The 14029-nt window shown below is 40.6% G+C and carries 14 protein-coding genes; 6 read left to right on the forward strand and 8 right to left on the reverse strand.

The genetic code is table 11. The features are described 5' to 3' along the window. Position 1 precedes the first annotated feature (1 nt). Positions 2 to 634, forward strand: coding sequence for an HAD-IA family hydrolase (locus tag JJN14_RS09535; RefSeq protein WP_201058526.1), 633 nt, complete (start codon positions 2 to 4; stop codon positions 632 to 634). A gap of 270 nt (positions 635 to 904) precedes the next feature. On the opposite strand, the gene JJN14_RS09540 is transcribed toward JJN14_RS09535, so the two are convergent. Together JJN14_RS09540 and JJN14_RS09545 are read right to left on the reverse strand one after the other, a co-directional pair. Beyond that, positions 905 to 2755, reverse strand: a complete 1851-nt coding sequence (locus JJN14_RS09540) for a polysaccharide biosynthesis protein (RefSeq protein WP_125430432.1) — start codon at positions 2753 to 2755, stop codon at positions 905 to 907. An 85-nt stretch (positions 2756 to 2840) separates the two neighbouring features. Continuing rightward, positions 2841 to 3671 carry a glycosyltransferase gene (locus JJN14_RS09545; RefSeq protein WP_049509703.1) on the reverse strand — a complete coding sequence of 277 codons (831 nt, stop codon included), beginning with the start codon at positions 3669 to 3671 and terminating at the stop codon, positions 2841 to 2843. Between the two features lie 154 nt (positions 3672 to 3825). Between JJN14_RS09545 and JJN14_RS09550 the strand changes: the two genes are divergently transcribed. The 5 genes from JJN14_RS09550 (at position 3826) to JJN14_RS09570 (ending at position 8066) form a co-directional block, all read left to right on the forward strand. Further along, complete coding sequence (locus tag JJN14_RS09550) at positions 3826 to 4992, forward strand: CynX/NimT family MFS transporter (protein WP_125458041.1); 1167 nt, start codon at positions 3826 to 3828, stop codon at positions 4990 to 4992. A 138-nt stretch (positions 4993 to 5130) separates the two neighbouring features. Continuing rightward, on the forward strand, positions 5131 to 5457 hold the full coding sequence (locus JJN14_RS09555) for a PadR family transcriptional regulator (RefSeq protein ID WP_000273858.1): 327 nt from the start codon (positions 5131 to 5133) through the stop codon (positions 5455 to 5457). After that, complete coding sequence (locus JJN14_RS09560; protein ID WP_201058527.1) at positions 5444 to 6037, forward strand: DUF1700 domain-containing protein; 594 nt, start codon at positions 5444 to 5446, stop codon at positions 6035 to 6037. The genes JJN14_RS09555 and JJN14_RS09560 overlap by 14 nt, the downstream gene beginning before the upstream one ends. After that, a complete protein-coding gene (locus JJN14_RS09565; protein WP_201058528.1) occupies positions 6030 to 6944 on the forward strand; it encodes a DUF4097 family beta strand repeat-containing protein in 915 nt (304 codons plus the stop codon). The genes JJN14_RS09560 and JJN14_RS09565 overlap by 8 nt, the downstream gene beginning before the upstream one ends. Positions 6945 to 7001: 57 nt before the next feature. Continuing rightward, complete coding sequence (locus tag JJN14_RS09570) at positions 7002 to 8066, forward strand: DUF6574 domain-containing protein (protein ID WP_201058529.1); 1065 nt, start codon at positions 7002 to 7004, stop codon at positions 8064 to 8066. Between the two features lie 70 nt (positions 8067 to 8136). Here JJN14_RS09570 and JJN14_RS09575 read toward each other — a convergent pair whose 3' ends face one another. The 6 genes from JJN14_RS09575 to JJN14_RS09600 all read right to left on the reverse strand — a co-directional run bounded on the left by JJN14_RS09575 (position 8137) and on the right by JJN14_RS09600 (position 14020). Continuing rightward, positions 8137 to 8997, reverse strand: coding sequence for a DUF4299 family protein (locus tag JJN14_RS09575; protein ID WP_201058530.1), 861 nt, complete (start codon positions 8995 to 8997; stop codon positions 8137 to 8139). 121 nt (positions 8998 to 9118) lie between these two features. Next, positions 9119 to 10105 carry a rhodanese-related sulfurtransferase gene (locus JJN14_RS09580; protein ID WP_001030011.1) on the reverse strand — a complete coding sequence of 329 codons (987 nt, stop codon included), beginning with the start codon at positions 10103 to 10105 and terminating at the stop codon, positions 9119 to 9121. Positions 10106 to 10236: 131 nt separating this feature from the next. Beyond that, positions 10237 to 10533 carry a bacteriocin immunity protein gene (locus JJN14_RS09585; protein WP_049488636.1) on the reverse strand — a complete coding sequence of 99 codons (297 nt, stop codon included), beginning with the start codon at positions 10531 to 10533 and terminating at the stop codon, positions 10237 to 10239. Positions 10534 to 10588: 55 nt separating this feature from the next. After that, a complete protein-coding gene (locus JJN14_RS09590) occupies positions 10589 to 11278 on the reverse strand; it encodes a CPBP family intramembrane glutamic endopeptidase (RefSeq protein ID WP_049488634.1) in 690 nt (229 codons plus the stop codon). 233 nt (positions 11279 to 11511) lie between these two features. Further along, on the reverse strand, positions 11512 to 12993 hold the full coding sequence (locus JJN14_RS09595) for an ABC transporter substrate-binding protein (RefSeq protein WP_201058531.1): 1482 nt from the start codon (positions 12991 to 12993) through the stop codon (positions 11512 to 11514). Positions 12994 to 13096: 103 nt separating this feature from the next. Then, entirely contained in the window at positions 13097 to 14020 is a 924-nt protein-coding gene (locus JJN14_RS09600) for a carbohydrate ABC transporter permease (RefSeq protein WP_000818354.1), read from the reverse strand. Between the last annotated feature and the right edge of the window lie 9 nt (positions 14021 to 14029).

The following is a 14029-nucleotide window of genomic DNA, read 5'->3' on the forward strand; positions in this document are numbered from 1 at the left end:
TATGATCTCTATCTCAGCTATCTTTTTTGATCTGGATGGAACCCTCGTTGACAGTTCTATCGGGATTCACAATGCCTTTACCCATACCTTTAAGGAGCTGGGGGTGCCTAGCCCTGATGCCAAAACGATTCGTGGTTTTATGGGACCGCCCCTTGAAAGTAGTTTTGCGACCTGCCTGCCCAAAGAACAAATTTCTGAAGCCGTGCAGATATACCGTTCTTACTACAAGGCAAAAGGTATCCATGAAGCTCAACTATTTCCTCAAATTGTAGACTTGCTTAAGGAGTTATCGAGCAATTACCCTCTTTATATCACCACTACAAAGAATACTCCAACCGCTCAAGACATGACTAAAAACTTGGGAATCTATCATTTCTTTGATGGCATTTATGGTTCCAGCCCTAAAGCACCCCATAAGGCAGATGTCATTCGCCAAGCCTTGCATGCACATCAACTAGCACCGGAACAAGCCATCATCATCGGAGATACCAAGTTTGATATGCTTGGAGCTCAAGAAACAGGCATTCAGAAATTGGCCGTCACTTGGGGATTTGGTGAGCAAGCAGATTTGCTCAACTATCAGCCTGATTATATCGCCCACAAACCATTAGAGGTTTTGGCCTATTTTCAATAACATAGACTGGGCAACAACTCCATTTCATAAGAAAATGAAGTAATACTCAATGAAAATTAAAGAGCAAACTAGGAAACTAGCCGCAGGTTGCTCAAGGTATTGCTTTGAGGTTGTAGATAGAACTGACGAAGTCAGTAACCATACCTACGGCAAGGCGACGTTGACGTGGTTTGAAGAGATTTTCGAAGAGTATAAGTCACTACATAACAAAACGCATATTACCAAGGTTTCAAGCCCTGATAATATGCGTTTTCTGATTTTAAAGATTTTTTATTCAACGTGGGTTGTTTGATTAGCAAAGGCGATAATAGCTTGCTTCAACTCATCTCCACTGAGAGTACGGAATTCTTCAATCTTTTGATCGATGGCTTCTAGAGGCATGACATTAACCTTACCAACGAAAATCTTATCCATAACTTGGTTATCAACAAGTTCAGTTGATACCAAGAGTTCTTCGTAGAGTTTTTCACCTGGACGGATTCCAACTTCAACAATTGGAATTTCGCTTTCGGTGTGTCCACTTAGAAGGACCATTTTCTTGGCCAAGTCATAAATCTTGACTGGTTTGCCCATATCAAGGATAAAGACTTCTCCATCCTTGGCATAAGCACCAGCATGGATAACCAAACGGCTAGCTTCTGGAATGGTCATGAAGTAACGGGTCATGCGGAAGTCTGTTACCGTTACAGGCCCACCTTCAGCAATCTGACGTTCAAAGACTGGAATCACACTACCACGGCTACCAAGAACATTCCCAAAACGAACTGCACAGTAGGTCGATTGGCTACGTTGGTTAAAGCCAGTAACAATCAACTCAGCTACGCGCTTGGTTGCTCCCATAACATTTGGTGGATTAACCGCCTTATCTGTCGAAATCATAACCATCTTAGGCACTTTGGCTTCATCAACAGCCTTAGCAACATTATAAGTTCCACGAATATTGTTTTTGAAGGCTTCTTTTGGATTGCGCTCCATCATAGGAACGTGCTTGTGGGCTGCCGCATGATAAACAATAGCTGGTTTGTACTGCTCAAAGACTTGCAACAAACGGTCATAGTCTTGAATATCGGCAATAACTGGTACATAATCAATCCCTTGGAACTTGCGAATCAATTCATGATAAACAAGGTAGATTGAATTTTCCCCATGACCGAGCAAGACGATGCGTTCAGGATTGAAACGACTAACTTGGCGACAGATTTCAGAACCGATTGAGCCACCAGCACCTGTGACTAAGATTGTCTTACCTGTCAGTTCTGCGCCCAGACGCGATTCATCAAGACGAATTTCCTGACGACCCAAAAGGTCTGTGATATCAATCTTCTGGAAGCCTCCACCTGCTTGGTGAAGTCCTTGAACAACCGTTTCAACTTTAGGCATCTTGTAACATTTGACACCCAGTTTATTACACATCTGCAAGATACGCTCATATTCTGACGGGTCAAGTGACGGAATCGCAACGATAACACGCTCGATTTGATGGCGTTTGGCTAATTCAGGCAGATTATCATATGAACCCAAAACAGGGATTCCACCAAGTTTTTGACCCTTTTTCTTCGCATCCTTATCCAAAATACCGACAAGTTCTAATTCACTAGTTGGATGTTGGTAACTATCCATAAAGAGAGCTCCACCATCACCGGCACCAATTAAGAAGGTCCGACGGTGTTCTCCATCACCACTTCCCTTTTTGCGTTTAGAGTAGATTAACTGCCAAGTAATCCGTGGCAATAAAATTAAGAAAGTACTCAACAAGATAAAGAGCACGATAAAACGGATAGAGAAGAGAGGCAAGAAGGCATAGCAGATACTATATGACAAGATACTGCTAGCAGTCACACCAAAAAAGATTTTCATGAAATCCGTAATCTTGCTGTAACGACTGATACTAGCGTTCAACCCCCAAAATCCAATCATCAATTGATAGAACAGGAAGGCCAAACTCGTATAGATAATGTAGTCAACAGGTGCTGGATTAATCAATCCGTAGAATAAAATATAAGATACAATGATGGAAACCACCATACTCAAAATATCAAATATTCCCCAGAAAACCTGTTTTTGTTGTTTATTTAAAATTTCCACCAGATCAATCACATAATCTGTGAGTTTTTTATTCATAGAAATTTACTCCTCCTTAAAAGAGCTGAATAGTTATATTGTTATTATAACACTTTTTCTCTAGTTTACGATTTGCTACAATCTTTTACTTGCTTTTTCGTAACAGTTTCATAAAAATAAACTGTCGGACAAATCCGGGACAAAGGGCAACAACCATCTGAATGGCAACACTCTTGGCATATTCCATGTAAGAAATTTGTCCTCGCTTCAGCATGCGCTGACGAGCTTGACGATAGAGTTTGAGATAACGCAGTCCCCCACGACGCTCAAACATTCCTGCTCCAACACGAACCTTACACAAGATTTGATCCAGATTTCCAGTCTTAGCTCCTGCAGCAATCATATTGAGCCAGAGGAGGTCATCCTCCATATAAAGGCCATCCTCATAGTTGCCTGCCTTGAGAACCATGTCCTTCTTGAACATGACAGTCATGTGGTTAAAGGCACTTCTCATCCTTTGATAAGCTACAATATCTGCATGCTGGGTTGGAACACGACGGTAAGAAACAATCTCATCAGGATTGTCAATAAACTCTGCAATATGTCCACCTAATAGGTCGAGCTTCTCCTTCTCCATTAGCTGAACCTGTTTCTCAAAACGGTCTGGAACAGCTATATCATCCGTATCCATACGAGCGATGATGTCGTACTGACACTGCAAAACACCCTGTCGAAGAGCCAGACCCAAACCTTGATTCTGCTCAAGAGGGCAGCGTTTCACTGGAATTTCAGACTGGGCTTCCACCTGGTCTAATACCTGATAGAGCTCAGGTGTCAAAGGCCCATCCTCAACCAGAACTAACTCGCTCGGTTTCAGGGTCTGATTTTGAACACTCTCAATAGCATCCTTTAAAAATGTCGGATTTTCCTTGATATAGACCGACATCAATACGCTGATTTTTTGCTTTTCAGACACAGTTTTTCTCCAATATATAGATTTCCTTCCACTATTTTATCATAATTTTCAAGACTTTCCCATTTTTATCTTGAAAGCCCAAAACCTTACTTGACATTATAGTGAAAAAGCCTTAAAATAAGCTGTTATTAAAATCAGTTAGAAGAGGTATTATATGAAAAAGCAATCACTTTTTTTTGTTCCAGGTATTATCCTGATTGGTGTTTCCTTGCGGACCCCTTTTACTGTTTTACCCATTATTTTGGGAGATATTTCGCAAGGGCTGGGAGTCGAAGTTAGTTCACTTGGTGTCCTGACCAGCCTTCCTCTCCTTATGTTTACCCTCTTCTCGCTATTTTCTACCCGACTGGCTCAGAAAATTGGCTTGGAGCATCTCTTTACCTACAGCCTCTTCTTCTTGACTATCGGTTCTCTCATTCGACTAATCAATCTGCCCCTGCTCTATCTAGGAACCTTGATGGTTGGAGCAAGTATCGCAGTCATCAATGTGCTGCTTCCTAGCCTTATCCAAGCTAATCAACCAAAGAAAATTGGTTTTCTGACCACCTTATATGTAACCTCTATGGGGATTGCAACGGCTCTGGCTTCCTATCTGGCTGTGCCTATTACACAAGCCAGTTCTTGGAAAGGCCTTATCATCCTCCTCACCCTGCTCTGTCTGGCAACTTTTTTGGTCTGGCTCCCAAATCACCGCTATAATCACAGACTGGCTCCACAAACCAAACAAAAAAGCAAAACAAAGGTCATACGTAACAAACAGGTCTGGGCAGTTATCGTCTTTGCAGGTTTTCAATCCTTGCTCTTTTACACCGCTATGACCTGGCTACCTACCATGGCCATCCATGCAGGCCTATCTAGTCACGAAGCTGGCTTGCTGACTTCTATCTTCTCTCTGATTAGCATTCCTTTTTCAATGACTATCCCAAGCCTGACAACCAGCTTGTCTACTCGCAACCGTCAGCTTATGCTCACTCTGGTTTCACTAGCTGGTGTTATCGGCATTTCCATGCTCTTTTTCCCAATCGGTAATTTCTTTTACTGGCTTGCCATCCATCTCCTCATCGGAACCGCAACCAGCGCCCTCTTCCCTTATCTCATGGTCAACTTTTCACTCAAGACAAGCGCCCCTGAAAAGACTGCCCAATTGTCTGGCTTATCTCAAACAGGAGGCTATATCCTAGCAGCCTTTGGGCCAACCCTCTTTGGTTACAGCTTTGACCTTTTCCACTCTTGGGTGCCAGCTGTAGCTGCCCTCTTACTCGTCGATATCATCATGACCGTGGCCCTCTTTACAGTAGACAGAGCTGATAAAATCCTCTAAACTTCTAGTTTTGGCTAGAAGTTTTTTATATATAAAATTTTTACACATATTTCTTGACAGGGCTTTCTTTTAGATGTACAATGTATGTGTAAAAAAATTATATATAAAAATCTTACACATTAGAAAAGGAGGTTCCCCATGTATTTTCCAACATCTTCTGCCTTGATTGAATTTCTCATCTTGGCCGTACTGGAGCAGGATGATTCTTATGGTTATGAGATTAGCCAAACCATTAAGCTGATCGCTAATATCAAAGAATCTACACTCTATCCCATTCTCAAAAAATTGGAGGGCAATAGCTTTCTAACAACCTATTCTAGAGAGTTCCAAGGTCGCATGCGCAAATACTACTCCTTGACAAATGGTGGTATAGAACAGCTCGTGACCCTAAAAGATGAATGGGCACTTTATACAGACACCATCAATGGCATCATAGAAGGGAGTATCCGCCATGACAAGAACTGAATACCTGACTCAGCTAGAACTCTATCTCAAGAAACTGCCTGAAGCTGACCGTATTGAAGCCATGGACTATTTCAGGGAACTCTTTGACGATGCTGGAGTCGAAGGAGAAGAAGAACTCATCGCTAGCTTGGGAACTCCTAAGGAAGCAGCCCACGAAGTTCTCTCCAATCTCCTCGATAAAAAAATCAATGAAGCACCCGCTCAAAAAAATAACCGACAAATTTTGCATATCGCCTTATTAGCTTTGCTTGCAGCACCCATCGGTATTCCTTTGGGAATCGCCATCCTCGTGGCTCTGTTCGGAATCCTTGTGGCTGCTTTGACTGTCATTCTGGCTTTCTTTGCAGTTTCCATACTTGGTATCATCGGCGGATTCCTATTTTTAGTTGAAAGTTTCACTGTCCTAGCCCAAGCTAAATCAGCCTTTATCTTGATTTTTGGTGCTGGTTTACTGGCTATCGGTGCTTCTTCACTAGTCTTACTAGGTATTTCCTATGTAGCCCACTTCTTCGGCCTACTCATTGTTCGCCTGGTGCAATTTGTTCTTAAAAAAAGAAAGAGAGGTGACCAGCATGCGTAAATGGACAAAAGGATTTCTCATTTTTGGTGTGGTGACTACTATTATCGGATTTATCCTGCTCTTTGTAGGTATCCAATCTGACGGGATCAAGAGCCTACTTGCCATGTCCAAGGAACCTGTCTACGATAGTCGGATGGAAGAGTTGACCTTTGGCAAGGAAGTCGAAAACCTAGAAATCACTCTCCACCAACACGCGCTCACCATCACAGACTCTTTCGATGATCAAATCCACATTTCTTACCATCCATCTCTTTTTGCTCGCCATGATCTTGTCACAAATCAGAACGACAGAACTCTGAGCCTAACGGATAAAAAACTGTCTGAAACTCCATCTCTCTCTTCTGGAATTGGCGGGATTCTCCATATCGCAAGTAGCTACTCTAGTCGTTTTAATGAAGTTATTCTCCAAGTTCCAAAGGGAAGAAGTCTAAAAGGGATCAACATCTCAGCAAATCGCGGTCAAACCAGTATCACTAATGCTAGTCTTGAAAATGCGACCATCAATACCAATAATAGCTATCTCCTCCGAATTGAAGGAAGTCGTATCAAAAACAGTAAACTCACAACACCAAATATTATCAATATCTTTGATACAGACCTTACAGATAGTCAGCTAGAGTCAACAGAAAATCACTTCTACGTTGACAATATTAAAGTATATGGTAAGGTAGAACTAACTTCTAAAAATGAACTCAGTATCACGCTAACTCAAAAAGAAAGCCAAGAAATCAACTTAGACATCTCAAGTCACTATGGTCCTATTTATCAGTTATCGAAAGACGAGAGTCAACGCCACCCCAACGAATTAAGTAACCCTTACAAAACTGAAAAAACTGATACAAAAGGTCAACTCATAGCTAAGGCTGATGATTATATTAGTCTTGAAATTACATCCAACATACCTTAACAAACCTATTTATATCGACCACTATAACGCATAGCCCACTAAAAAGGAGGTTCTACCATGAAACAAGAATGGTTTGAAAGTAATGATTTTGTTAAATCACCAAATGAAAACAAATCAGAAGATTTATCACAAGAAATGATAGATAAAACTGAAGAAACGATAGCCGATCTCGATGCACCAATTGAAAAAAATACTCAAGTAGAGGAGGAAGTCTCTCAAGCTAAAGTCGAACTTGAAAACCAGCAAGAAGAGAAAATTGAAACACCTGAAGACAGTGAATTGAGAACAGAAATAGAAGAAAAGGAAGCATTAGATTCTACTGAAGAAGAGCAAGATCTTTCTGGGGAAACAGAAAAAGTCACTAAAGCTGAAGAGAGTCAAGAAGCACTTCCGCAGCAAAAACCAACCACGAAAGAGCCCCTTCTTATCAGTCAATCCTTAGAAAGTCCCTATATCCCCGACCAAGCTCCAAAATCTACGGATAGATGGAAAGAGCAAGTACTTGATTTTTGGTCTTGGCTAGTGGAAGCTCTCAAATCTCCTACAAGCAGTCTTGAAACAAGTAGCACACACAGTTATACAGCCTTTCTCTTACTCATTCTGTTTTCTGCATCCTCCTTTTTCTTTAGTATCTACCACATCAAACATGCTTACTATGGACATATAGCAACTATAAACAGTCACTTCCCTGAGCAACTGGCTCCTTTGGGGCTCTTCTCAATCATTTCTATCTTAGTAGCAACCACTCTCTTCCTCTTTTCATTCCTACTCGGTAGCTTTGTGGTGAAACGATTTATCCACCAAGAAAATGACTGGACGCTAGAAAAGGTCTTTCAACAATATAGCCAACTCTTGGCAATTCCAATCTTCCTCACTGCCATTGCTAGTTTCTTTGCCTTCTTTGATAGCCTACCATTTGCAGCTCTCTTGTGTGCGATTAGCATTGGATTCATTATACTCATCAGTCTCCACAACATTACGAGACCAAGCCAAGCAAGTGACGTGGATTCCTTCTATCAGTTAGCCTTATCTGTCCTTGTGAATGGAGTCATTATCCTACTCTTCTTTGTAGCTGAAGTGGCACTGATTGGAGATTATCTTCGTATCTTGGCCTTTCTTTAAACTTTAATCCTGTCTTTCATGGCAGGATTTTTTATATGCTAAAAAGCAAATCGATTGACCTGCTTCTGCTTTACTTTTCTTGTGCCAATGTTTTAAAATCTTTGTCTAAAATGGGTTGCACTTCTAATTGATTGGCATCTAGTTGGTGGTAAGATGCTGATGGTAGTGACTCTAGGAATTTTGCATAGTCCAAGCGGGCAATTGCTTCATAGTCTTCTGGTTTAGAGCCATCTCCTGTGATTTGAACCAAGTCAATTTCCCACTGGACTTCCTTATCCAGCAATTGCTCAATATAGGCTGCAGGAACAAACGGTTCTCTCGGTAACACTGTCTTGACTCCTTGAGCCAGATGGTAAACGCCATGCACTTGCCCTTCTCCATCCTGATAGAAGGAAACTCTTGCAAAGTAGGCGTCTGTCTCTTGAACCGCACGTACACATGCTTCAAACTGAGCCAAGCCATCTTCCCCTAAAAAGCTTTTCAAATCCTCATGACTAAAGAAAACAGGATTAAAAATTCCTTGGCAAATCGTAAAGCGGGCTGCACTATCAGCCAGATGGGCTTGAATACCTGCTTGGAAATAAGCTTCAAAGTCAAAATCATCGAGCCCCTCAATCTCCGTTCCTGTGTAAGCAAGCAGGGCTTCTAAAAATGACTTGATGATCTCCCAGTCTGTCTTCGTTAGTAGCTCAGGAAGATCGACACGGTAACCCTTTTGACCATCAGCATAACTGACCTTAAAAAGAAATTGTGATTGCCCCACTATCGCACACTCGATATACTCGAGACGATTAAGAGGCTGACGGAGATAGACAGCATCATAGCTATGTGACTCCAAACCATCTACCAAGGCCAAGATCGACTTGGCAGTCAAAATTTCCTGTTCTCCTAAAATGCTCTGTTTATTTGGAATAAAAAATGTTTTCGTCATAACTGGACTCCTTTGAAATCGTTTACATATAGTATACCCTATTTTCCTGAAAGATACAGAAACAAACTTTAGATTTTTTAGTAAAAAGCATAGAAAAACAGCCCCTAAGGACTGTTTAATCTTATACAGTAGCTGCTTGATCCAAGCTTTCACCGATAGCGGCTAGGCGCTCGACAACTTCAGCTTGTGTCAATTCATGTTCTGAAACATAGCGGTTACGTGGGTGAACACGGCACTCGTGTGAGCATCCACGAAGGTACTTGTCTTCATTTTCTTCTGATGTCAAGATACGACGGTTACAGAATGGATTTCCACAGTTGACATAACGTTCACATGGTGTTCCATCAAACCAGTCTTTCCCTACGATAGTTGGGTTGACATGGTTGACATCTACGGCAATACGCTCGTCAAAGACGTACATTTTCCCATCCCAAAGCTCACCTTGAACTTCTGGGTCTTTACCGTAAGTAGCGATTCCTCCGTGCAATTGGCCTACATCTTTGTAGCCTTCACGCACCATCCAGCCTGAGAATTTCTCACAGCGAACGCCACCTGTACAGTAAACCACGACGCGCTTGTCCATGAATTTTTCCTTGTTATCACGAACCCACTGTGGCAACTCACGGAAGTTGCGGATATCTGGGCGGATAGCCCCACGGAAATGTCCTAGGTCATACTCATAATCGTTACGTGTGTCAAGGACAACCGTATCTTCGTCAAGAAGAGCTTCTTTGAACTCTTTTGGAGACAAGTAAGCACCTGTTGTTTCAAGTGGGTTGATGTCGTTGTCAAAGTCGTTGTCTTCCAAACCAAGGTGGACAATTTCTTTCTTGTAGCGAACAAACATCTTCTTGAAGGCCTGTTCATTTTCTTCGTCAATCTTGAACCAGAGGTCTTCCATGCCTGGGAGGCTGTGAACGTAGTCCATGTATTTTTGAGTTGTTTCGTAGTCACCTGAAACTGTTCCGTTAATTCCTTCGTCAGCGACTAGGATACGACCTTTAAGGCCGATTGATTTACAGAAAGCCAAGTGGTCTGCAGCAAATTGCTCTGCATTTTCAATTGGAGTGTAAAGGTAGTAAAGTAAGACACGAATATCTTTTGCCATAAGATTTGTTCTCTTTTCTATTCTTAAATTTTCAGAATTTTTCATCTAACTATACTAGTATACCTGCTTGAGAAAGCGAATGCAATTTATTTGACTGGAAATTGTAGAAAAGTGCTTATCCCTGCACTTCATCAGTAACCATAGCGAATAGCAGATAATTCTCTCAATTTTTTTATTTGCTCGGCTTGATTTTCTGACAAAATCAACTTATTATCAATCAACACACGTGAGATATCAACATTCATTTGACTCAATATAAAAGGAGTAGAAGTCCCATCGTCCTTCAATCTTCTTTGATAAATAACTAATTGATTTTTCAAGGGAGTCAATTGAGGCGTATCCTTTATATCTTCCAATAGATGATTTATGATAGTCATGGCTTCACAACGCCTTTCGCTTCCTCCTGCAAACCATTTTAATGGTGTCATTCTTATTTTCCTCCTTAAATTGAAAAGCTATCATTCTTACTCTCGAACTAATATTTTACCCAAACACCCTATATAAAAAAGTCAGCAAAAATGGTAATGTCGCGAAAATATTATTAATCACATGCACCGCATAGGAAGGATAAATGCTCTTGGTATAGCGGGTCAAACTAGCAAAGATGATGCCAGATGTTGCAAAGACGAAGATATCTAACAAACTAGGCAGGCTTGAAAAATGAGGAAGAGCAAATAAAATGGACGGAAGAAGCAAATCAAGGCCAAATCTAGAATGCTTAAAGAAGGCGTGTTGCAGTAATCCTCTATAGATCAGCTCTTCCATAAGTGGAGTCAGAAAGAACAGGGTTATATAGATACCTAGCTCAGCAAAGTTGGTCCCACTATAACCGATCAATACGGCCCAACCTTCAGCAGTTGACTGAACATGTTTAGCTGTCTGAACGTTAAAAGAGATCTGGAGCACTACCACTAATACTGTCAAAATCGAATACCAAAGCCATTTTTTTCTCGGAATGCGAAAGAGATAACCATGGTCTGTCTTAACCAGAATCCAAATCATGACTCCGCTAAATAGCAAACTCAAGATATTTTGAATCCAGAAGAAATTGCCAATCTGGGAAGAAAATTGCCAATAATTTTGGACAATAAGCGTCAGCTGAGAAAGACCAAATACAAAAAATAGGTAAGAGAAAACTGCACTTATTTTGAGTAAAAGCTGATACTTCTTCATGTGAACCCTCCTTTCTAAAATCGGAACATCTCTAATATAAGCTATATTTTCCTAAATCTTTACTCCAAATCCTAAATGTTACTTGAGATTTCCTGAGTAGTTAAATAGTGATAAGAAAACATGGATATCCTATGCTCTCATTTCAAAAAATCACTGCCTTCCCCAGACAAACCTGAGGAAAACAGTGATCACATTTTTAGGAATTAGGAATGAATACACGAAATCAATTGATTTTATGATTTTTTGTTTTTCAAGAATTCATCATATTGTTTTTGCATTTCGTTCAATACTTTTTCGTAGGCACCTTCAGATTTCAATTTTTCCATCAATTCTGGAATAGCTTTATCTGGGTCTACAGTACCAGTGTTGATAGCTGTATCGAATTGTTGCATTGTATTAGAGATTGCTGAGATTTCAGATTTCACACTATCAGTGTTAAAGATGAATCCAAGCGCTGGAGATTCTTTAGCTTCAGCCAATTGTTTCTTAGAATCTTCAATTTGTTGGTCTGTAACGTTTTCGTTGATGTAAAGGATCCAGTTGTTACCAGTGTTCCATCCACCCATGTGAGTGTTTCCTTTGTATCCATCAAGGACGCGAACACGGTTTTCTTTTCCTTCAATTTTTTCCCAGTTCTTGCCTTCTGGACCGTAAACAAGACCGTTCAAGAGTTCTGGGTTAGTGTTCAAGAGGTTCAACACTTCCATTGATTTTTCTTTGTTCTTAGAGTTGTTTGAGATAACAAAGTTAGCAACTTGTGTTGTTTGGTTTTTCTTGATGAAGTTAGTGATTGGTTTGATTTGGATATCTTTGTTTGCAACACGTGAAAGCAAGCTGTTACCATAGTCAGCTGGTCCTACTGTTTCTTCACGAACGAACCAAGTATCTTGTTGAAGGTCAAATGAAGTATCGCTTGTTGCTACGTCTTTTGGAATGTATCCAGCTTCATAGAATTTATGAAGAGTCTTCAAGTGTTCTTTGAAACGAGGTACTTCGTAACGGTTTACGATCTTAGTAGTGTCTCCTTCAAGGTCGATAACGAATGGAAGTCCATTTGGAACTGGGTAGTCAAAGTTATCAGATGGGATGAAGTTCTTAGTAACCGCAAATGGCACTACATCTGGAGCTTTTTCTTTAATTTGTTTCAAGACTGGTTCAAGTGTTTCGTATGAAGTTACACCTGAAATATCGATACCGTATTTAGCAAGAAGTGTTCCGTTGAAGGCGAAGTTTTGAGATGATGCAACGTTGGCTGCAACTGGAACTGCGTAAATTTTACCGTTAATGCTGTTACCTTTGATGTAAGCTGGGTCAAGTACCTTGTAAAGATCTTTACCTTCTTTTTTGTACAATTCTGTCAAGTCAGCGTAAGCACCTTTTTGAGCGTTTACAACATAGTTATCTGCAAAGGCGATATCATAATTTTCACCAGATGATGTGATAACTGACATTTTCTTACCATAGTCACCCCATCCAAGGTATTGGATATCCAATTTAGCACCAACTTTTTCACCGATGATTTTGTTAGCATTTTCTAGCAATTCATCCAAATTATCCGGTTTGTCACCGATTTGGTACATTTTGATAACAGTCTTATCACCTGAAGCTGAGTCAGCAGCTTTTTTGTTACCTGAAAGGTTTCCACAAGCAGCAAGACCAGCAGCCAAAGCGACTACGCTAGCAGATGCAAAAGCATATTTTTTCCAGTTTTTCATGACAAAAACTCCTTTTTTTATTTTTAAACTTATAAACAATGTAATGATTTTAACTTCACGCAAGGGAAGTTTGAAAACGAGAAAGGATATTTCTCAACAAGTACTATTCTTTCACACCACCGATAGTCAAACCTTTTACAAAGTAGCGTTGGAAGAATGGATATAAAATCGCGATTGGAAGGGTTGCGACCACAACCATGGCCATACGACCTGTTTCTTTCGGTAGAGCAACGCCCAGTTGACCTGAAAGGCCGACTGCTTTGGCGATGTAGTCCATATTTTGTTGGATTTGCATGAGCAAATATTGCAATGGATACAAGTTGTCACTCTTGATATAAAGAAGGGCGTTGAACCAGTCATTCCAGAAACCAAGAGCTGTTAAGAGCGTGATGGTTGCGATACCTGGCAGTGACAATGGCAAACAGATCTGGAAGAAAATTCGGGCTTCACTGGCACCATCGATACGAGCAGATTCTAGAATAGCTTCTGGAATGGTCTTCTTGAAGAAGGAACGCATCAAGACAATATTGAATGGTGAGAGAAGCATTGGAACAATCAAGGCCCAAACAGTGTCACCAAGCTGAAGTACACGAGTGACCATGATATAACCTGGTACCAAACCAGCGTTGAACAACATACTGAGAAGTACGAAGATGGTAAAGAATCTGCGATACTTAAAGGTTGTACGTGAAATGGCGTAAGCATAAGTTGTTGTGATAAAGACATTTGTCAATGTCCCAACTACGGTTACAAAGACTGAGATGAAGAGGGCTTGTAGGATTTTATCCTTAAACTGTGCCAAGAACTCAAATCCATCTAATCCAAATTGAGATGGGAAGAAGCTATATCCATTTTGGAGGATACTCTTTTCATCTGTTACCGAAATAACGATAACGAATACGAAGGGTAGGATACAAGAGAGGGCAACCAAACCAGAAATGGTACTAAAGAAGATATCTGCTTTCTTACTGAAGGAGTGAATGCCGACATTATCAATTTTTTCTTTTTTAATTTTCTTTTCTGCCATATTCTCCTC

Origin of the sequence: Streptococcus mitis, assembly GCF_016658865.1 — a bacterium.
GTDB classification, from domain to species: Bacteria; Bacillota; Bacilli; order Lactobacillales; family Streptococcaceae; genus Streptococcus; species Streptococcus mitis_BT.

Coding starts and splice junctions, on each gene's coding strand:
- JJN14_RS09535 (WP_201058526.1), top strand. CDS start 2: ATGATCTCTATCTCAGCTATCTTTTTTGATCTGGATGGAACCCTCGTT.
- JJN14_RS09540 (WP_125430432.1), bottom strand. CDS start 2,755: ATGAATAAAAAACTCACAGATTATGTGATTGATCTGGTGGAAATTTTA.
- JJN14_RS09550 (WP_125458041.1), top strand. CDS start 3,826: ATGAAAAAGCAATCACTTTTTTTTGTTCCAGGTATTATCCTGATTGGT.
- JJN14_RS09555 (WP_000273858.1), top strand. CDS start 5,131: ATGTATTTTCCAACATCTTCTGCCTTGATTGAATTTCTCATCTTGGCC.
- JJN14_RS09560 (WP_201058527.1), top strand. CDS start 5,444: ATGACAAGAACTGAATACCTGACTCAGCTAGAACTCTATCTCAAGAAA.
- JJN14_RS09565 (WP_201058528.1), top strand. CDS start 6,030: ATGCGTAAATGGACAAAAGGATTTCTCATTTTTGGTGTGGTGACTACT.
- JJN14_RS09570 (WP_201058529.1), top strand. CDS start 7,002: ATGAAACAAGAATGGTTTGAAAGTAATGATTTTGTTAAATCACCAAAT.
- JJN14_RS09575 (WP_201058530.1), bottom strand. CDS start 8,997: ATGACGAAAACATTTTTTATTCCAAATAAACAGAGCATTTTAGGAGAA.
- JJN14_RS09580 (WP_001030011.1), bottom strand. CDS start 10,105: ATGGCAAAAGATATTCGTGTCTTACTTTACTACCTTTACACTCCAATT.
- JJN14_RS09585 (WP_049488636.1), bottom strand. CDS start 10,533: ATGACACCATTAAAATGGTTTGCAGGAGGAAGCGAAAGGCGTTGTGAA.
- JJN14_RS09590 (WP_049488634.1), bottom strand. CDS start 11,278: ATGAAGAAGTATCAGCTTTTACTCAAAATAAGTGCAGTTTTCTCTTAC.
- JJN14_RS09595 (WP_201058531.1), bottom strand. CDS start 12,993: ATGAAAAACTGGAAAAAATATGCTTTTGCATCTGCTAGCGTAGTCGCT.
- JJN14_RS09600 (WP_000818354.1), bottom strand. CDS start 14,020: ATGGCAGAAAAGAAAATTAAAAAAGAAAAAATTGATAATGTCGGCATT.